Here is an 18,764-nt window from a genome sequence, read left to right as displayed (position 1 = left end):
CCGCAATCTATTTTCACCAAATTTAAGAATTCCCTCAATAAAAAAAGCGCACCCCCTAGCTTGTTTTATCCACAAGCTAGGGGGTGCACTCTATCCTATTTTCATTCCAGTACCAATCTTAGCCCCACTCAGCTCAGCACATTCCCTGAACGCAAAATGCTTACAGCCGATACAGGCCTCACGATCTAGGCAGCTGATGGAACGATTGATGGCTTCACCTGTGTGAGAGTAGAAATTTGCATTCCCTATTTCTTCGGTTAGGCCGCTTTGATCCAATATTTTCTTTAAGCCAGGCTGGACGCCTGTAACTAATACCTTGCAGCCTCGACCTTTGAAATCTTGTAAAATATTTCGGAAGTATTCCTCGCCTGTCGTATCGAGGAAAGGAACTTTACCTAATCGCAATATTAAGACTTTGGGCTTTGCATGGATTGTTGATAGAATCGATTGCTCAAATGTTTGTGCTGCTCCAAAGAATAGCGGTCCTTCTACTGTGAAGATACTCACCTGTGGACAATCATGGCTAGAACTTACGACATGAGGATTTACTTTCCCTTCACTATCTGGAAGCACTTTCGACACAGCCAGCATTTCACTCATTCGTTTAGCAAACAAAACAATCGCCAGTATTAGCCCAGCTGCAACCGCCACTGTTAAACTGGTGAAAACCGTTAATAGAAACGTTGTTGCTAATACTAATGAATCTCCTGATTTCATTTTCAGGATATGAGCAAAATGCTTTCGTTCGCTCATATTCCAAGCGACTATCATCAAGACCGGCGCCAATGCTGCAAGTGGAATATGTACAGCAAACGGTGCTAAAACGAGTAAAGTTAGCAAAACAAAAACACCGTGAATAATGCCGGACATTGGTGAGACTGCACCTGATTTAATATTCGTTGCTGTTCTTGCAATGGCACCTGTAGCAGGAATTCCCCCAAAAAGTGGTGTGACGATATTGGCAATCCCTTGCCCTATCAGTTCTTTATTGCTATTATGCTTACTATTTGTCATACCATCAGCAACAACTGCTGACAGAAGAGATTCTATTCCTCCGAGCATGGCGATGACAAATGCAGGTCCCAGTAGCATCATAATTTTATCTAACGTGATTTCTGGAATACCAAACTCCGGCAATTGATTTGGTATGGCCCCATATGTCGAGCCAATCGTTGCAACATGCCCGCTTAAGAAAAGAGCTGTTACAGCAGATGAAACAACGATACCGACTAATGCACCTGGCACCTTTGGCAGTGCTTTCGGTGTCACAAGCATAACCACAAAACAAATCGCTGCAACCAATATGCTATAGCCATTAATCCTATAGAGGTGGCCGCCAATTTCTTTCATATTATCTATAAATCTTTCATGCTGTTCAATTTCTCTCAAGCCTAGGAAATTAGCAATTTGACCTGTAAAAATAATCACGGCGATTCCGGCAGTAAAGCCGATTGTTACTGGTCTGGGAATGTATTTTATAAGGGCGCCTAATTTAAACAGTCCCATTAAAACAAGCATGATTCCTGCCATTAATCCGGCAAGCAACAAATTCTCGTACCCATAAGAAATAACTATACCTAAAAGAATCGGTACAAACGCACCAGTCGGACCACCTATTTGGTATTTTGACCCACCTAATAAAGAAATTAAAATTCCGGCGATTATTGCGGTATAGATACCGTATTCGGGTTTCACTCCTGATGCAATTGCAAAAGACATTGCTAGAGGAACAGCCACTATTCCGACAATCGTTCCGGATAATAAGTCCTTTTTAAAATGGTTAAGCGAATACCCTTCAAATCTTCCATTTCCAAGCTTACTCATTTTATCCCTTCTTCAATTAAAATTTCCGAACACATTTAACAATAAATTAGTACGAACGACCCCTATTTTAACATAATTAATGATTAATGGATATGAAAGATTTTCACAAAAAAAAGCCAGCAGCACATTTTTATGCTACTAGCTTTATTAGGAATAGAATTTACCGATTAATTAGTAATGACTTGTTTAATTAATGTTGGAGCTTCTACTTTTTCTTTTGATACTAAAATATGTTGATATAGCTTTGCTTTTACTTCTGAAATGTCTTCAGAATTTGAGTGAATTGTTACAAGAGACTCGCCTTCTGCAACTTTGTCTCCAACTTTTTTCTGAAGGACAAGTCCAACAGATAAGTCAATTGTTGATTCCTTCGTTGCACGACCAGCTCCTAAAAGCATCGCCGCCACACCAACATCATCAGCTTCAATCTTAGCAATATAGCCAGATTCAAGTGCAGGCAGTTCAATTTGATATTTTGCTTTAGGTAATAAAGACGGGTTATCTACAACGGACGCGTCTCCACCCTGGGCCACGATGAATTTCTTAAATACTTCAAGTGCCTGACCGTTTGCAATCACTTCTTGAAGCTGTTTACGAGCCTCTTCAATCGTTGCTGCTTTACCACCTAAAACCACCATTTGAGAGCCTAGTGTATAGCATAGCTCCATTAAATCCTCAGGACCTTGACCATTTAACGTATCAATTGCCTCTTGAACCTCAAGAGCGTTCCCGATTGCAAAGCCTAGTGGCTGACTCATATCAGAGATAATCGCCATTGTATTACGGCCAACATTGTTACCGATTTGAACCATTGCATCAGCAAGGCTTTGTGCATCCTCAAACGTTTTCATGAAGGCACCATCGCCAGTTTTAACATCAAGAACGATTGCATCAGCACCAGCAGCGATTTTCTTAGACATAATCGAGCTTGCGATTAATGGAATACTTGGGACCGTTCCAGTTACATCACGTAAAGCATACAGCTTTTTGTCGGCTGGAGTTAGGTTTCCACTTTGACCAATAACAGCTGTTCCGATGTCATTAACCTGCTTCATAAATTGGTCAGTTGTTAGTTCTACATGGAAGCCTTGAATTGCTTCTAATTTATCGATTGTTCCACCTGTATGACCAAGGCCACGCCCGCTCATTTTCGCAACTGGAACACCACAAGCTGCAACCATTGCTGCTAAAGAAAGTGTAGTTGTATCACCTACACCGCCTGTCGAGTGCTTATCTACTTTAATTCCTTCGATACCAGATAAATCGATTTGATCTCCTGATTCAACCATAGCCATAGTTAAATCAGCTCTTTCACGATCATTCATATCCTGGAAATAAATAGCCATCATTAAGCTACTTACTTGATAATCAGGAATTGAACCTTCTGTATAGCCTTGAATGAAGAAACGAATCTCTTCAGTTGTTAACTCTTCACCATTTCGTTTTTTCTCAATAATATCGACCATTCTCATGTGAATGTGCCCCCTACTTTAAATTTGATAAGAAACTTGTGCCAAATTGAGGTGCTTCGACTTTAAAGTTTTCAGCAATTGTAGCTGCAATATCTGCAAACGTTTGACGTAATGGCAGCTCGCTACCTTTTTCAAATCTTGGAGAATATACAATTAACGGCACATATTCACGTGTATGATCTGTTCCAGGGAAAGTCGGATCGTTCCCATGGTCTGCTGTAATGATTAAAAGATCCTCTTCATTTAAAGCCGTTAACACTTCAGGTAAACGACGGTCAAACTCTTCTAGTGCTTCCCCGTAGCCAATTGGATCGCGACGGTGTCCGAAGTTAGCATCAAAATCAACAAGATTTAAAAAGCTGATACCATGGAAATCTCGTCGAACGACTTCTGCAAATTTGTCCATTCCGTCTGTGTTATCCTTTGTACGGATACTTTCAGTTACCCCTTCACCGTTGAAGATATCTGAAATTTTCCCGATAGCAATCACATCAAGATTTGCATCCTGTAATTCGTTCATTGTTGTACGTTCAAATGGTTTTAGTGCATAGTCATGACGATTTGAAGTACGTGTGAAGTTCCTTGGAGTTCCAACGAATGGTCGAGCAATTACACGGCCAACTAAAAATTCAGGGTCAAGTGTTAGCTCACGAGCAATCTCACAGATTTTATAAAGCTCATCTAAAGGAACGATTTCCTCATGAGCAGCAATTTGTAGTACTGGGTCAGCAGATGTATAAACGATAATTGCACCTGTTTCCATATGCTCTGGACCTAGCTCATCAATAATACCCGTTCCACTTGCAGGGATATTTCCGATTACTTTACGTCCAGTTTTTTCTTCTAATTTTTGAATAAGCTCAGCAGGGAATCCTTCTGGGTAAACTTTAAACGGTTTGTCAATGTTTAAGCCCATGATTTCCCAGTGTCCTGTCATTGTATCTTTCCCGACAGAAGCTTCCTGCATCATACCGTAGTACGCTTTTGGCTCAGTCACTTTTTCAATACCCTTAATTTCACGAATATTTGAAAGGCCAAGATCCCCAAGATTTGGCATTGTTAGCCCTTTCATTTCTTCAGCGATATGTCCTAGAGTATCAGCACCCACATCCCCAAATTTTTGAGCATCAGGGGCTTCGCCAATCCCAACTGAGTCCATTACAACAACATGTATTTTTTTATACGGTTTCATAATATATGTCCTCCTCTTTCAACCAACTCCGAAGAAAATGAGCAGTTTTACGCCTACACATTATTCCCCTAAAGTTCAGGTCAACACGTGTTCACTGTACAAAGCTACCAACAATTTCGTTTTGCTGATAGCTTTGGTTTCTTTTACATTTCTTGAATGAAATTTCCACACCTTATATATTAAACAAAGGTCAGACATCTTACAAATATATTTTTCTTTCTTTTTGATAAAGTTGCAATTCAGATGAGGAAAATAGTTAGGCTACCCTATGCTCTGGGATGAAATTGCTTATAAACCTCTGAAAGTCTTGATTTACTAATATGTGTATAAATTTGTGTAGTTGAAATATCTGCATGGCCAAGCATTTCCTGTACTGCTCGCAAATCCGCCCCATTCTCGATTAAATGTGTCGCAAAGCTATGACGTAATGTATGAGGCGTAATTTCTTTTTGTATATCTGCTTTAGTAGCATGCTCTTTTAATAATTTCCAACAACCCTGTCTTGTTAAACGTTTTCCTCGTTGATTTATAAAAAATGCATCGGTTTTTGGATAATTGCCCTGTAATTTTGAGCGGGCATTTTGCAAATAGGCATCAATCGCAGAAATGGCACTCTTCCCAAGAGGCACAATTCGCTCTTTACCACCCTTCCCGAATACACGAACGAAGCCCATTGTTAGGTGAACATCCTCTAGATTTAAGCCAATAAGCTCGCTAATACGCATTCCTGACCCATAAAGCAGCTCCAGCATCGCTACATCCCGAACACCCTGTGGCTTACTTCGATTTGGCGCTCCAATTAACATATCAATTTCTTCTATTGATAATATCTTTGGCAGCTTCTGTTCAATTTGCGGCATTTCCAAATGAATCGTCGGATCCGTTTCTGTTAGTTTTTCCCGCAGCAAAAATTGGTGGAAAGAACGAATAGACGAAATATGTCGTGCAATCGTTCTTGCCGAAATCCCTTGAGTTCTTAATGCCTCAAGGCGTAGTAATATATGTGTCCGTTCGATTTGCTTTAAATTTGATAGCTGTACTTCTTTATGTAAATACTCCACATAGCCTTCAAGATCTCGGCGATAAGACGATAACGTATTCGCTGACAGCTGTCGCTCCACCTGTAAAAAATGTAAATAATCCAAAATTGCTTCCTTCGCATCCCGCATAAAAATCACCTATCCTTCTACCTCTAACTATAGATATATTTCCAAAACTCCACAAGCAATCAATAGCCCGTGAATTGTATGAGAATTGTATGTGTGCCCGGTCCCTAGTGTATTCTGAATTGTTCTTGAATTGTTTGTGTACCTGATCCCTAGACTATTCTGAATTGTTCTTGAGTTGTGTGTGTACCTGGCACCCGGACTATTCTGAATTGTTCTTGAGTTGTTTGTGTACCTGGTACACACACAACTCCCCCATCCCCGCACAAAATTAAAAGGATGTACATTCGCGCTTAATACGAATTGTACATCCTTTAATTATTGATCTTCTTGTTTATCATGACATCTGTGGCAGATACCATGGAATGTTAAACGGTGGTCCTTGATAATAAAGTTCCAGCGTTTTTCAACAATGCCTTCAACATCTTCAAGCAAATCTTCTTGAATTTCGTCTACTGCCCCACATTCAATACAGACAAGGTGATGATGGAAGTGCTTTGCGCCTTCTTGTCGAAGGTCATAACGGGATACCCCATCGCCAAAATTAATTTTATCGACAATTTTCAATTCAGTTAATAATTCTAAAGTTCGATAAACTGTTGCGAGCCCGATTTCTGGTGCTTTGTCTTTTACTAATAAATAGACATCCTCAGCACTCAAATGGTCTTCTTCATGTTCTAATAGCACTGCAACTGTCGCTTCACGCTGTGGCGTCAGTTTATAGCCAGCACTATGCAATTGCTTTTTTATACGATCAATACGGCTTTCCATACGACGCCCTCCTAAACTCATTCTATTATAACAAATGAGTAAAAGCTATTACAAGAGAGGGATGAATTATTCATGCAAACAAACGAAACGAGCATTTTCGTGCACTATTAACCGCCAGTTCGGTACGAATCTACTAAAATTTGTTTATAGGACTTGTCAAAGTTTAGGTAGAATATATGAGATTGACACAATTTCACCTACACAAATGACGGATAGTGTTATCAAAACTGTAACAAATAGTCTCTGTGAAAAGACATATTTCTTGTTTGGGCCTACTTTTTTAGCTGCGTAAACGGAGCAAAGCATAAAGAGCAGGAAGCAATAAATCAATTGAAACGGAAACCACCAAATACTATACACTAGCAGCGATTCCTGCTGTGTTAATAGAAACACCGAGCTAAATCCAAAGAAAGTAATTTTTACGCCAACAACTAATTTTGCTAGGACATGTAAATAGGGATGAGTTGCAAAAAATAACACCAGCACCATCCAGGCAATAAGCGGTACAATCGTTCCCCAAATCGATATATCTGTTATATCAAGTACTCTTGGATCAATAAAGCTTATTAATTTCATGGACTTGTCCAATGGAAACACTTGAAAACAGATGACACCACTGACAAAGCTGATTGCTAGAATGATAGCGTATTGGATAAATAAGACCGAACGAAACATAAGCATTCTCCTTTCGTTGTTACAGCTTATGCTCGTTCTCTATCATTATTACTCTTTAAATAGTTTAGATTTTTAATGGAATCTATCATATTTTCTAACCAAACTTTTATACTTCTTTTATGTCTTTTATTTACAAAAAATCACTACTTCTACTGATTTGCTTTCATCCAAAGGGCAGCAAAAGCTGTTTTTGCATCAAAAATTCCTTGCTCTTTCACCATTTTCTCTGCTTCTTCTACCGTTACTTCTAATAGTTCCACAAATTCATCCTCATCAAGCTCTGCTTTTGCCTCTATTTTATATAAATCTTGGGCAACAAACAAATGAATCACTTCATCAGCAAAGCCAGGCGACGTTGCAAAGGTTTGTAAATACGTTAGACTATGACAGCCATAGCCTGTTTCTTCCTCTAATTCTCGTCTTGCTGTATGCTCCGGGGCCTCCCCTGGCTCTAACTTACCAGCTGGAATCTCAATAATCGATCTCTCAAGGGCTTTACGATATTGCTCCACCAGTACGAGTTTACCTTCAGCTGTAATCGCTATGACTGCAACTGCTCCCGGATGGGTGACAATCTCCCTTTTTGATTCCTTCCCATTTGGCAATAAAACATCATCGACCTTCAATGAAATAACCTTACCTGCATAGATTGGAGTTGAATGTAGTGATTTTTCCTCAAATTTCTTCATTTCAAATGCCCTCGCTTGTCGTATTTATTGTTTTCATTGTACCATTAGTGAAGAATTTCTTTGAAGGAAAGAGGGTTGTGTAATGAAAAAAAGAACGCTTGGAAACAGTGATATTGAAATTTCAGAAATCAGTTTAGGCTGCATGTCCCTTCCAACCTCATTAGCTGACGCAAAACCAATTGTAGAAACAGCCCTTGAATCAGGGGTTAACTATTTCGATACTGCAGACCTTTACGACAAAGGGATAAACGAAGAAATTGTTGGAGAGCTTTTAAAATCTCACCGTCACGATATCGTACTTGCAACGAAAGTCGGAAACCGTTGGAATACTGGCGAAGATGGCTGGCATTGGGATCCATCCCCTGCACATATTGAAAACGCCGTGAAAATGAGCTTAAAGCGGCTGAAAACGGACTATATTGATGTCTATCAACTACATGGTGGAACTATTGATGACCCTTGGGATGAAATTATTTCAACCTTTGAGCAGCTGAAAAAAGAAGGCTATATTAGACAATACGGCATCTCCTCTATTCGTCCAAACGTGTTTAGATCCTTCCTAGAACGCAGCCATGGTATATCCAATATGATGCAATATAGCATTTTAGATCGCCGCGCAGAAGAATGGTTTGACGAAATTTCAGAAACGTATGCATCGGTTGTGACTCGAGGCTCCATTGCAAAGGGTTTATTAACAAATGAGTGGCAAAAACGACTAGAAAACTCAAATGGCTATCAAACCTACTCTAAGGAAGAATTACAAAAGACATTAACAGAATTGCAGGATGCTTACGAGGATATTCATGCACTTAGCATCGCTTACAATTTAAGCCACCCAGCTATCGCATCAACTGTAATTGGAGCTAGCTCAAAGCAGCAATTCCTGGATAATCTGAAGGCCTACGAAAATTCACAAACAATAAAAGACTTTTCACCAATTGACCAAATTACTAAGAAAGAAGTTTATTCTGAGCACCGATGAAAAAATATCTCTTCATAATTATTGCCGTATTAATTTTATTATTTTGTGTATCGAGTATGACCTACGAACAGCAAACAATCGTACCAACCTTACAGGAAACGTTAGGCAACCAACCTTTCTATAATCTATTGAGCAAGATTGAAGTAACTTATTGGGGGAAAACCATTTCAGTTGAAACTCGTGGCTATTACTATTTCATCGAATTCCTAGTTCGAAAAGGACTGCATTTTGTCGGCTATGGCTGTATTGCCATTCTATTTTATTTAATGTATCGCAAGTTCAAAGTGCAATTTTCAGTAATTTGCGCGCTTCTGTCTACATTTATAGTTGCTTCCCTTGACGAATTCCGACAAACCTTTGTCGCTGGAAGAACAGGTATTTTCGACGATGTAATCCTTGATACTGCCGGGGCAATTACGTTTCTCATTGTCTTTAAGATTGGATATGTCCTCTATCAAAAAATAAAAAGTCCCTCATTAAGAACTAATAGTGCGAGCGATTAGAGAATGTAACATTTCTATGTTATGTTCTCTTTTTTGTTCAATCTCATTATTTTGTCATTTTTCTTAACAATCTTATTTTTGCTAAACTACTAGACCGTCTTTACTTTTTTGATATAATGACACATATCAGCAGGTTGCTGATCGCTCTACTAGGACGTTTCATATATAGAGTTCAGTAGAGACAAATTTAATAGCGGTGATTGCTATGGGATGACTATAGCAGGAGCAATTTCTGGAGAGATCGCATTATTTTGCGACGCCGAAGGGTTCACAATCTCAGGCAAAAGGACAGAAAAGGTAACAACATAGAAACAGGATTATTCTTATTTGTAGAATAATGCTTTTTACTATTTTCTTTTTGTTATTTTTTTAATGTCATGAGATGGGAGAACTATTTTCCTATCTCATTTTTTATTTTTCAGCTATTGTTTTAAATGATTTCGATGCTTGTTTAGGGATTTAACGGATATATCACAAAAGCTGACGGATAATTCTCCGATGAACTACAAATCTAATATTCGCTTCCCTACTCGCATGCTTCGAAACCAAAGGCATTACCGCTCACTTTATAGGGGGCAAAAAAATGGAAGAACAGCAAGAACTAAAAAGAGATTTAAAAAACCGCCATGTACAGCTAATCGCAATCGGTGGCACAATCGGAACTGGCCTATTTTTAGGCTCCGGGAAAGCAATTGAAAAGGCTGGCCCATCCATCCTTCTCGTGTACTTAATCATCGGGATATCACTCTTCTTTGTCATGCGAGCCTTAGGAGAATTACTGCTTTCAAATGCTGGCTATCAATCATTCACCGACTTTGCAGCAGTATACATTGGACCATGGGCTGGCTATATTACAGGGTGGACATACTGGTTTTGCTGGATAATGACGGCCATGGCTGACATCATTGCAGTTGGCTTATATGTAAGATACTGGTTCGACATCCCGCAATGGGTTCCAGCAATCATTTGTTTAATCATCCTACTAGGCTTGAATTTACTAACCGTAAAGCTATTTGGCGAATTAGAGTTTTGGTTTTCATTGATTAAAGTCATTACAATCATTGCCCTTATCGTAATCGGAATTATCCTATTAGTTATCGGCTTCAAAACTGACACAGGAACCGTTTCCGTCACCAATCTATGGGAGCATGGCGGCTTCTTCCCGAACGGATTTACCGGATTTTTATTTGCATTCCAAATGGTTGTGTTCTCCTTTGTTGGGGTTGAATTAGTCGGTGTTTCTGCAGCTGAAACAGCAAATCCTAAAAAGAATATTCCATCTGCGATCAATAAAATCCCAATTAGAATCTTACTGTTTTACGTAGGGGCTATTTTTATCATCCTATGTATCAAGCCATGGACCGAGCTAAGTGCCACTAGTAGCCCATTTGTTCAGATTTTCGCACTTGTCGGAATTCCTATTGCTGCAGCCCTTATTAACTTTGTTGTGTTAACTTCAGCCGCATCTGCCGGAAACAGTGGCTTATTCTCAACTAGCCGCATTCTATTTAACTTAAGCAATAATAAGCAAGCCGCAAAACCATTAGGAAAATTAAATAAAAACGCAGTCCCGTCAAATGCACTTTTCCTATCTGCCATTGTTGTGTCAATCGGTGCCCTTTTAAGCTATGCGATTCCTGACTCAGCTTTTAGCATCGTAACGACAATCAGTGCGATTTGTTTCATCTGGGTGTGGAGCATTATTCTGATATCACATATTCGCTACAAAAAAATCCGCCCAGATTTACACAGAAACTCGATTTTCAAGGCGCCACTCACACCGTTTATTAACTATGCTGTATTAACGTTATTTGTTGCAGTTCTTGTAATCATGTTTATTGCAGAAGAAACTAGAACAGCACTACTCCTAACCCCAGTGTGGTTTATCGTTCTTATCATTACGTACTCAATACGAAAAAGGAAATAATAAAAGAAGCAGCACTCATTCGTTCAAATAAAATGAGTGCTGCTTTTCCTTTAAAACTTCGAGCCCTGATCGCCGTACTTATCTAATAGCTCTTCAAAGCTCATATTTTTCTCTCTTTGCTTACGCTCGAACACAAGTCTAGCTTGACGTTCCTCTTCCTTTGCCTGTTCTTCGGCAACTAAGCTTTTTTTCGCTGCTTTTAGCTTTGCTAGAACATCGCCATTTAGTTGGTCCTGTAAAGTTAAACCTTCATCAGTTTTCACAGCCTGATTTTGTTTTTGACCGCCCTGGCTCTGATTTTGACCTTGCTTTCTCTTTTTCCCCATCTATAATCACCTACTTGAATTTCCAAATTCCACTTTATTTTAACACGATTTACTGGAAAACACGATTTTCCAGTAATGAGAAATCTCATTTCTTACTCCTTTTCATGACATTTCACAACACTCCCAATTTTAGAAATCTAGTATTTAACTAATAGTCAATCCAAGCAACTATTTTTCAATCTATTTTCATAAAAACTTATAATATAAGCTTTTTTATGTGTAAAATAGAAAAATAGATTCATAGTCCAGATATTTACGTCTTAACTATTAGTTCGCCAACTAAAAATCAAGAATTGAGGGTTTAGAGATGGAAAATTGGTTGAAATTTCTTTCGGCAGGCGTTACTTCACAAATTTTAGAAACAGCCTTTCAATGGTTTGTCGTCGTCGATCGAGATGCAAAAATCATTTATATAAACGATGAATATTGTAATTTCCTTGAAGTATGCCGTGAAGAAGCTATTGGCAAGCATGTTGCAGATGTCATTGAAAATAGTGAAATGCATCTTGTAATGGAGCGAGGTACTGCAGAAATTGCCGCACCACACTACATTAAAGGCACTTATATGCTCGCAAACCGTGTGCCGATTGTCATAGATGGTGAAATTATTGGTGCATTTGGGAGTGTAATCTTCCGTGACATGAATGATTGGAAAAAACTAAGCTCACATGTACGTAAAACGATGGATCAAATCGAGACAAATATGAACCAATACCGTGAATCCTTTTACAACTTTGCTGATATTAAAGGCATTTCTCAATCGATTAGGAAAATCAAAGAATCAATAACAACCATTGCTCCAACTAAATTGCCTGTGTTAATAGAAGGTGAAATGGGAACAGGAAAAGAAATGTTTGCCCAAAGTATCCATGGTTTATCGAATCGAGCAGACAAGTATTTTGTCAAATTGAATTGTTCAACCATTCCAAAAGAATTACTCGAAGAAGAGATATTTGGGAAATGGTCGCGTAATCAGGTGGTTAAAAAAGGACGCATTCAACGTGCAGAAGGTGGTACACTTTTCATACAGGAAATTAACGAGTTACCCATTACATTACAGGCAAAATTATTGAAAGTATTACAAGATCAAAAAGTACAACCCTTTGGGACTGATGAAGAAATTTCAGTTGATGTACGATTTATATTGAGCTCGAACGTTTCTCTAGCAGAAATGGTGAAAAATAAACTCTTTCGCGAAGATTTATTCTATAAAATTCAATCTATTACATTACAAATACCCCCTCTCCGCGAACGTATTGAAGATTTACCTGAGCTGATACAGACATTTTTGAGTAAATATAGCGTTGAGGCAGGTCGGCGTGGTATTAAAATCGACCGTAAAGCTTTGTGGAATTTACAACAATATAACTGGCCAGGTAATGTCAGAGAACTGCAGAATGTGTTGCAAGCTATTATACACTTAGCTGAAGGCCATCAGATTACCGTGGATGTCCTTCCGTTACATATTCGCCGTCAAAAGCCAACATTCTCAAAGAGCAATGGCACGTTAGAGGAGATACTTTTTCAAGTTGAAAGACAAATTTTACACGATCACTTAGAGCAAGAAAAGGACAAAATGAAGATTGCCCAAAAGCTAGGTATTAGTCGTTCTACTCTTTATGAAAAAATTAAAAAACACAACTTATGACCTAAAATCCGAAACGTTGGACATTTGTCCAGAATTTCGGATTTTTTCACCCCATTAACTACCACCTTTTCCACTTAACTCATTTCGAAAATTCCATTTTTCCGGAAAACCATTCCCACCTTGGCTGTCACAACTTTGACACATCCCCATTGCGCATGCAAAAATATTCTGCTTTAATACAAATTATAGCGCTTTCATACTTATTTTTTTGTAAGCTTAGAATTTTAGAAGGAGGTTGTGTGTGATGAAACAACTATTCGCTACTGCAGAAGAAGCAGTAAAGAGGATTCAAGATGGATCTACTATAATGGTAGGCGGATTCGGCTTAGTCGGGATTCCAGAGCAATTGATTCTTGCACTTGTCAAAAAAGGAGTTAAAGATTTAACCATTATTTCGAATAACTGCGGCGTCGATGATTGGGGGCTAGGGTTACTATTAAAAAATAAACAGATTAAAAAAATGATAGGCTCCTATGTAGGAGAAAACAAGGAATTTGAGCGTCAGGTGCTTGCAGGTGAAATTGAAGTTGAATTAACACCACAAGGAACACTTGCAGAACGAATTCGTGCTGGTGGCGCAGGTATTCCAGCCTTTTATACTCCAGCAGGCGTAGGTACAGTCGTAGCTGAAGGAAAAGAAACACGTATTTTCAATGACAAAGAATACGTTTTAGAAACAGCATTAGTTGCAGATTTCGCAATTATCCGTGCTGTTAAAGCAGATTATTTCGGTAATTTAATCTACAACAAGACAGCCCAAAACTTTAATCCGATGATGGCAGCAGCTGGTAAATTTACAATTGCTGAAGTTGAAGAAATCGTTGAAGTCGGCACTATTGAACCAGGCGAAGTACAAACACCAAGCATTTACGTACAGGGACTACTACAAGCACAGCAAGAAAAACGAATTGAACGATTAACAATACGTCAAGTTTAGAGGAGGATTAGACATGTCATTATCGATAAGAGACCGGATTGCCATTCGGGCTGAAAAAGAAATTCAAGACGGTAATTACGTCAATCTCGGGATTGGAATGCCTACTTTGGTAGCGAATCATATATCACCAAATAAAACTGTCATATTACAATCCGAAAACGGTTTACTTGGCATAGGACCTTACCCTACTCCACTTGAGGTCGATCCCGATTTAATTAACGCTGGGAAAGAAACAGTATCAACGATTCCAGGCTCTTCATTTTTCTCAAGTGCAGAAAGCTTTGCGATGATACGTGGCGGACATATCGATGTTGCCATTTTAGGTGGCATGGAAGTCTCTGAAATTGGAGATTTATCGAACTGGATGATTCCAGGAAAAATGATCAAGGGTATGGGTGGTGCGATGGATTTAGTCCACGGAGCAAAAAAAATCATTGTCATCATGGAGCACACTTCTAAAGATGGTTCTCCCAAAATAAGAAAAGCATGTTCATTACCTTTAACTGGAAAGGGTGTGGTACATCAAATTATTACAGAAAGAGCATTTATTGAAGTAACACCAAGGGGCTTAGAGTTAAAGGAGGTGTTTGAAGGATTTACGATTGAAGAAGTTGTCCAGTCAACAGAGGGTCATTTGTTCATAGAGAATGTACAGCAGAATGTCTCAATTTAAACAATCAATAGGAAATTTACATTCACTAGCAACTTAAATAATTGGGGAGTGTTTGCTGAATGAAATTAAAGGGGGTATTTAGGGATGGATGGAAATGTTGTATTTAGTATGATTGGTCTGATTGGTGGTCTTATATTACTTATTTGGTTAACACTTAAAGGGATGAATATTATTATTGTCGGACCTTTATCTGCCCTATTTGTCGCGGTATTTTCAGGCATGCCGTTATTTCCACAGCTTGCTGAAGAAGGAGCTGCAAATTTTGTCTCAAACTATATGACAGGCTTTACTGGATTCATCATGTCCTGGTATTTAATGTTCTTACTCGGTGCAGTATTCGGCAAGGTAATGGAAAATAGCGGGGCTGCCGATGCCGTTGCTAAGTTTGTTGTTGAAAAATTAGGGATGAAATACGCAACATTAGCGATTGTCATTGCATGTGCAATTTTAACCTATGGAGGCGTTTCCCTTTTTGTCGTAGCCTTTGCCGTATATCCAATGGCAATTTCATTATTCAAGCAAGCAGATTTGCCAAGGCGTTTCATTCCAGCAACTTTAGCCTTAGGTTCGGTTACTTTTACAATGACTTCTGCTGGTTCACCAGAAATTCAAAACTGGATTCCGATGGATTATTTAGAAACAACTCCTTATGCCGGGTGGGAAGTTAGTATAATCATTGCAATTTTCATGGCTGTATTCGGCTATTGGTGGTTAAAACGTTTAATTAGCAAAGCAGTAAATAAAGGTGAGCGTTTTGTATCTCGTGATACAGACCCAACATTTGATACAGAACGTCCATTGCCAAATCCGTTGTTGGCGTTCATTCCATTAGCGGTCGTATTGGTTATTGCTTTTATTTTCCATGATTCACTTAAACAATCTGCATTAATTTTAGCCTTACTAGGTGGTATTATTGCAACGTTTATCGTTAGCTGGAAATACTTCAAAGACGCTTGGGGTGCTATCTCTGAAGGTACAATCGGTGCAATAATCGCAATCGGAAATACTGCTGCCGTTGTAGGGTTTGGTGGTGTAGCAAAAGCTGTACCTGCTTTTAATGTTGCTGTTGAGGCAATGGCAAATATTCCTGGTTCACCATTAATTGGTGCAGCTGTGGCTGTTTCAGTGATAGCCGGGATGACTGGTTCTGCATCTGGAGGTCAATTAATCGCCCTGCCATTACTAGCTCCTGGCTATGTTGATGCAGGAGTTAACCAAGAAGCTCTCCACCGAGTAGTAGCAATTTCTTCTGGCGCACTCGACTCTTTACCACATAATGGCTATGTTGTAACAACGATTCAATCAGTCTGTGGTGAAAAGCATAAAGATGCTTATTGGGCTGTAGCAGCTACAACCGTTGCAACACCAGTCATCGGTGTTATTATCGCAATTATTTTATTCTCTTTAGGTTTAGGTATTTAAAGCTTGAGGGAGTTGCCTTTAACTTTGCAGCTCCTCATTTAGGAGGTTTTGAAAATGGTGCAAGATAAAGTGGTACTCATAACAGGTTCAGCACAAGGAATTGGCTTCGAACTCGCGAAAGGTTTTTATGCCAATGGTGCAAAATTAGTACTAGCGGATATAAATGAAGAAAAAGTAATTGAATCCGCACAGTCACTTGGTGAAAATGCAATTGGACTAAAGTGTGATGTCACTTATGAAGATGAAATACAAGGTGTGATTCAAGCTACAATTGACAAGTTCGGTCATCTTGATATTCTCATCAACAATGCAGGCATGCAGCACGTTGCGATGATAGAAGACTTTCCTACTGATCGCTTCGAGTTACTAATTAAAATCATGTTAACAGCACCATTTATAGCAATCAAACACGCATTACCCGTGATGCGCAAACAAAAATTTGGACGCATTATTAACATGGCATCCATTAATGGCTTAATCGGTTTCGCTGGCAAAGCTGCCTACAACTCAGCTAAACATGGTGTTATAGGTTTAACAAAAGTAGCCGCACTCGAATCTGCAACTGATGGTATCACTGTTAACGCCATTTGCCCTGGTTATGTGGACACACCGCTCGTGCGCAACCAACTACAAGATTTATCCACGACGCGCAACGTACCATTGGAAAAAGTACTTGAGGAAGTTATTTACCCACTCGTGCCACAAAAACGTCTACTTGATGTCTCAGAGGTTGCAGACCTTGCCCTATTTATCGCAAGTCCCGCATCAAAAGGTATGACAGGTCAAGCAATCGTATTAGATGGCGGATATACAATTCAGTAATATAATACTATTCAAAAATAGTGCCCTCGCTTATGAAGGCACTATTTTTTAAAAAAGTGAAATTAACGTTACTTCTTTAAAAATACAGCTACTAGAAAAAACTACATATTTTAAAGCTTCTACCTGCTTTCTCCCCGGATACACTTATATAAGTGAAATCCCCTTTTCTATCCCCCCTGAAATGATTTCATATCACAAATGCAATCTAGGTCAATCATCAACTCCACATAAATTTCCGATTAATTCAATTTAACCAAATTTTATAAACAACACTTTATTTTTTTTGTAAAATAATATCCAATAAATGAACAAAATAGAAAAAGCGAAAATATTATATAATAAACGCACACTTTCCCTTTCTTTATCTAAAAGTTTCTATTTCTGCATACCAATATACCTTAGCTAATAGATATCCCTTAAAACTCCATTTATAAACTCCTAGAAGTTCTATGTTTTTTCCCATAATAACAATCAACTCAGGTTATCTTCATACGTATTACACTAAAAATTTAAACGATAGTGTTACAATTAACATATTGGCGAATAGTGTCACAATTATGTTAAATACTATAAATGAATCGAGGTGTTTTTATGAAACGAAAAAAATTTTTATGGGCTTCAAGTATTATTACATCCATACTTTCTACAGGCGCTGCAATCTTCGGATATGTTGTGACCAATCAACTTATGTACATTAAAAAGAAAGACGTTGATTTTGTCTATGATCGTGAATTAAAAGCACAACGTTTTGACGAAAAATGGTTTAACAAATGCCCAAAGGAAGAACTGAGCATTGACTCTCCCAACGGCTATCCGATAAAAGGAATCTTTCTAAAACCACTAGAAACAAAAAATACAATCATCATCTGTCACGGTGTTACCGAGAACAAAATCAGTATGGTCAAATACGCAAGAATGTTCGAAAGACTTGGCTATAACACCTTTGTTTTCGATCATAGACGACACGGAGACTCCGGTGGAAAAACGACAAGCTATGGCTACTACGAAAAATTTGATGTCGCAGCTGTCGTACAAACCGTAAAATCTATCATTGGCGAAGGTGCAATCATCGGTATCCAAGGCGAATCAATGGGTGCAGCAAGTATGATCCTTTACGCAGGACTCATAGAAGATGGCGCAGACTTTTACATCGCAGACTGCGGATTCTCCAATTTCTCAGAGCTCATCTCACAAATCCTGATGAAAACAACCTATCTGCGAACCAAAATTCCAATTCACCTAGCCAACCTCTTCCTTCGCTTGCGTGATGGCTACACATTCAAAAGCGTCACACCAAAGGAAGCAATCAAGAACATCACCTCCCCTGTACTCTTCGTTCATAGCATGGGAGACGATTTCATTCTACCTTACATGACAGAAGAAATGTACGAAGAAAAAGAAGGCCCGAAAATGATCAAGCTCTTCGAAAAAGGCGGTCATGCCGAATCCTTCAACGAAAACCCTGGCGAATACGAAAAAACTGTTCGACAATTTTTAGAAACCTATGTTATGAAAAAACCAAGCGAAACGGTTGAAACAACGCTAGAAGAAATAATCGCCGCAACAAGTGAAATTCCACTGGACGAAATCAAACCGCAAACAAACAAGATGCCGCTCGACGAAAAAGAAATCTCCTAACAATCGAGTAGGAGGGAGTGATTAACTCCCGACCTCTCACACCACCGTACGTACGGTTCCGTATACGGCGGTTCAATTAAGATGAATAACGCAAAGT

At 38.9% G+C, this 18,764-nt stretch carries 17 protein-coding genes and 1 riboswitch; of the genes, 9 read left to right on the top strand and 8 right to left on the bottom strand.

The window, feature by feature from the left end:
- Window positions 1-90: 90 nt before the first annotated feature.
- The 7 genes from BJ095_RS11580 to BJ095_RS11550 form a co-directional block, all read right to left on the bottom strand.
- Window positions 91-1,824 carry a SulP family inorganic anion transporter gene (locus tag BJ095_RS11580; protein ID WP_107935321.1) on the bottom strand — a complete coding sequence of 578 codons (1,734 nt, stop codon included), beginning with the start codon at window positions 1,822-1,824 and terminating at the stop codon, window positions 91-93.
- Window positions 1,825-1,991: 167 nt separating this feature from the next.
- Window positions 1,992-3,296: a pyrimidine-nucleoside phosphorylase gene (locus BJ095_RS11575; RefSeq protein ID WP_107935320.1), complete on the bottom strand. Its 1,305-nt coding sequence runs from the start codon at window positions 3,294-3,296 to the stop codon at window positions 1,992-1,994.
- Between the two features lie 13 nt (window positions 3,297-3,309).
- Window positions 3,310-4,488, bottom strand: coding sequence for a phosphopentomutase (gene deoB, locus BJ095_RS11570; protein WP_107935319.1), 1,179 nt, complete (start codon window positions 4,486-4,488; stop codon window positions 3,310-3,312).
- A 266-nt stretch (window positions 4,489-4,754) separates the two neighbouring features.
- On the bottom strand, window positions 4,755-5,657 hold the full coding sequence (gene xerD, locus BJ095_RS11565) for a site-specific tyrosine recombinase XerD (protein ID WP_107935318.1): 903 nt from the start codon (window positions 5,655-5,657) through the stop codon (window positions 4,755-4,757).
- A 315-nt stretch (window positions 5,658-5,972) separates the two neighbouring features.
- A complete protein-coding gene (fur, locus tag BJ095_RS11560) occupies window positions 5,973-6,425 on the bottom strand; it encodes a ferric iron uptake transcriptional regulator (RefSeq protein WP_107935317.1) in 453 nt (150 codons plus the stop codon).
- Between the two features lie 156 nt (window positions 6,426-6,581).
- A complete protein-coding gene (locus tag BJ095_RS11555) occupies window positions 6,582-7,100 on the bottom strand; it encodes a hypothetical protein (protein WP_107935316.1) in 519 nt (172 codons plus the stop codon).
- A gap of 149 nt (window positions 7,101-7,249) precedes the next feature.
- Window positions 7,250-7,789 (bottom strand): NUDIX domain-containing protein, encoded by a 540-nt coding sequence (locus BJ095_RS11550; protein WP_107935315.1) that lies wholly within the window; start codon window positions 7,787-7,789, stop codon window positions 7,250-7,252.
- Between the two features lie 82 nt (window positions 7,790-7,871).
- On the opposite strand from BJ095_RS11550, the gene BJ095_RS11545 reads away from it, so the two are divergent.
- The 3 genes from BJ095_RS11545 (at window position 7,872) to BJ095_RS11535 (ending at window position 11,201) form a co-directional block, all read left to right on the top strand.
- Window positions 7,872-8,771, top strand: coding sequence for an aldo/keto reductase (locus BJ095_RS11545; protein WP_107935314.1), 900 nt, complete (start codon window positions 7,872-7,874; stop codon window positions 8,769-8,771).
- Window positions 8,768-9,274 carry a VanZ family protein gene (locus tag BJ095_RS11540; RefSeq protein WP_107935313.1) on the top strand — a complete coding sequence of 169 codons (507 nt, stop codon included), beginning with the start codon at window positions 8,768-8,770 and terminating at the stop codon, window positions 9,272-9,274. The genes BJ095_RS11545 and BJ095_RS11540 overlap by 4 nt, the downstream gene beginning before the upstream one ends.
- A gap of 222 nt (window positions 9,275-9,496) precedes the next feature.
- Window positions 9,497-9,576, top strand: a riboswitch (glycine riboswitch).
- Between the two features lie 281 nt (window positions 9,577-9,857).
- Window positions 9,858-11,201, top strand: coding sequence for an amino acid permease (locus BJ095_RS11535; protein ID WP_107935312.1), 1,344 nt, complete (start codon window positions 9,858-9,860; stop codon window positions 11,199-11,201).
- A 50-nt stretch (window positions 11,202-11,251) separates the two neighbouring features.
- Here BJ095_RS11535 and BJ095_RS11530 read toward each other — a convergent pair whose 3' ends face one another.
- Window positions 11,252-11,527: a YqkE family protein gene (locus tag BJ095_RS11530; RefSeq protein WP_107935311.1), complete on the bottom strand. Its 276-nt coding sequence runs from the start codon at window positions 11,525-11,527 to the stop codon at window positions 11,252-11,254.
- A gap of 307 nt (window positions 11,528-11,834) precedes the next feature.
- Between BJ095_RS11530 and BJ095_RS11525 the strand changes: the two genes are divergently transcribed.
- The 6 genes from BJ095_RS11525 (at window position 11,835) to BJ095_RS11500 (ending at window position 18,667) form a co-directional block, all read left to right on the top strand.
- Entirely contained in the window at window positions 11,835-13,175 is a 1,341-nt protein-coding gene (locus BJ095_RS11525) for a sigma-54 interaction domain-containing protein (protein ID WP_107935310.1), read from the top strand.
- A 244-nt stretch (window positions 13,176-13,419) separates the two neighbouring features.
- Window positions 13,420-14,112 (top strand): CoA transferase subunit A, encoded by a 693-nt coding sequence (locus tag BJ095_RS11520; protein WP_107935309.1) that lies wholly within the window; start codon window positions 13,420-13,422, stop codon window positions 14,110-14,112.
- A gap of 13 nt (window positions 14,113-14,125) precedes the next feature.
- A complete protein-coding gene (locus tag BJ095_RS11515; RefSeq protein ID WP_107935308.1) occupies window positions 14,126-14,785 on the top strand; it encodes a 3-oxoacid CoA-transferase subunit B in 660 nt (219 codons plus the stop codon).
- An 84-nt stretch (window positions 14,786-14,869) separates the two neighbouring features.
- A complete protein-coding gene (locus BJ095_RS11510) occupies window positions 14,870-16,207 on the top strand; it encodes a GntP family permease (protein ID WP_107935307.1) in 1,338 nt (445 codons plus the stop codon).
- Between the two features lie 54 nt (window positions 16,208-16,261).
- On the top strand, window positions 16,262-17,029 hold the full coding sequence (locus BJ095_RS11505) for a 3-hydroxybutyrate dehydrogenase (RefSeq protein WP_107935306.1): 768 nt from the start codon (window positions 16,262-16,264) through the stop codon (window positions 17,027-17,029).
- A gap of 591 nt (window positions 17,030-17,620) precedes the next feature.
- Window positions 17,621-18,667, top strand: a complete 1,047-nt coding sequence (locus BJ095_RS11500) for an alpha/beta hydrolase (protein WP_107935305.1) — start codon at window positions 17,621-17,623, stop codon at window positions 18,665-18,667.
- Window positions 18,668-18,764: the final 97 nt, after the last annotated feature.

Origin of the sequence: Ureibacillus chungkukjangi, from assembly GCF_003217295.1 — a bacterium.
Lineage (GTDB): Bacteria > Bacillota > Bacilli > Bacillales_A > Planococcaceae > Ureibacillus > Ureibacillus chungkukjangi.
Note: the sequence above shows the minus strand (reverse complement) of the source record. Positions and strands in the feature narration are given on the sequence as shown.

What these genes read in the sequence shown, in the direction of transcription:
- xerD (WP_107935318.1), bottom strand. Translation starts at nt 5,657, where the DNA reads ATGCGGGATGCGAAGGAAGCAATTTTGGATTATTTACATTTTTTACAG.
- BJ095_RS11500 (WP_107935305.1), top strand. Translation starts at nt 17,621, where the DNA reads ATGAAACGAAAAAAATTTTTATGGGCTTCAAGTATTATTACATCCATA.
- BJ095_RS11505 (WP_107935306.1), top strand. Translation starts at nt 16,262, where the DNA reads ATGGTGCAAGATAAAGTGGTACTCATAACAGGTTCAGCACAAGGAATT.
- BJ095_RS11555 (WP_107935316.1), bottom strand. Translation starts at nt 7,100, where the DNA reads ATGTTTCGTTCGGTCTTATTTATCCAATACGCTATCATTCTAGCAATC.
- BJ095_RS11525 (WP_107935310.1), top strand. Translation starts at nt 11,835, where the DNA reads ATGGAAAATTGGTTGAAATTTCTTTCGGCAGGCGTTACTTCACAAATT.
- BJ095_RS11515 (WP_107935308.1), top strand. Translation starts at nt 14,126, where the DNA reads ATGTCATTATCGATAAGAGACCGGATTGCCATTCGGGCTGAAAAAGAA.
- BJ095_RS11510 (WP_107935307.1), top strand. Translation starts at nt 14,870, where the DNA reads ATGGATGGAAATGTTGTATTTAGTATGATTGGTCTGATTGGTGGTCTT.
- BJ095_RS11550 (WP_107935315.1), bottom strand. Translation starts at nt 7,789, where the DNA reads ATGAAGAAATTTGAGGAAAAATCACTACATTCAACTCCAATCTATGCA.
- BJ095_RS11575 (WP_107935320.1), bottom strand. Translation starts at nt 3,296, where the DNA reads ATGAGAATGGTCGATATTATTGAGAAAAAACGAAATGGTGAAGAGTTA.
- fur (WP_107935317.1), bottom strand. Translation starts at nt 6,425, where the DNA reads ATGGAAAGCCGTATTGATCGTATAAAAAAGCAATTGCATAGTGCTGGC.
- BJ095_RS11545 (WP_107935314.1), top strand. Translation starts at nt 7,872, where the DNA reads ATGAAAAAAAGAACGCTTGGAAACAGTGATATTGAAATTTCAGAAATC.
- deoB (WP_107935319.1), bottom strand. Translation starts at nt 4,488, where the DNA reads ATGAAACCGTATAAAAAAATACATGTTGTTGTAATGGACTCAGTTGGG.
- BJ095_RS11580 (WP_107935321.1), bottom strand. Translation starts at nt 1,824, where the DNA reads ATGAGTAAGCTTGGAAATGGAAGATTTGAAGGGTATTCGCTTAACCAT.
- BJ095_RS11535 (WP_107935312.1), top strand. Translation starts at nt 9,858, where the DNA reads ATGGAAGAACAGCAAGAACTAAAAAGAGATTTAAAAAACCGCCATGTA.
- BJ095_RS11530 (WP_107935311.1), bottom strand. Translation starts at nt 11,527, where the DNA reads ATGGGGAAAAAGAGAAAGCAAGGTCAAAATCAGAGCCAGGGCGGTCAA.
- BJ095_RS11520 (WP_107935309.1), top strand. Translation starts at nt 13,420, where the DNA reads ATGAAACAACTATTCGCTACTGCAGAAGAAGCAGTAAAGAGGATTCAA.
- BJ095_RS11540 (WP_107935313.1), top strand. Translation starts at nt 8,768, where the DNA reads ATGAAAAAATATCTCTTCATAATTATTGCCGTATTAATTTTATTATTT.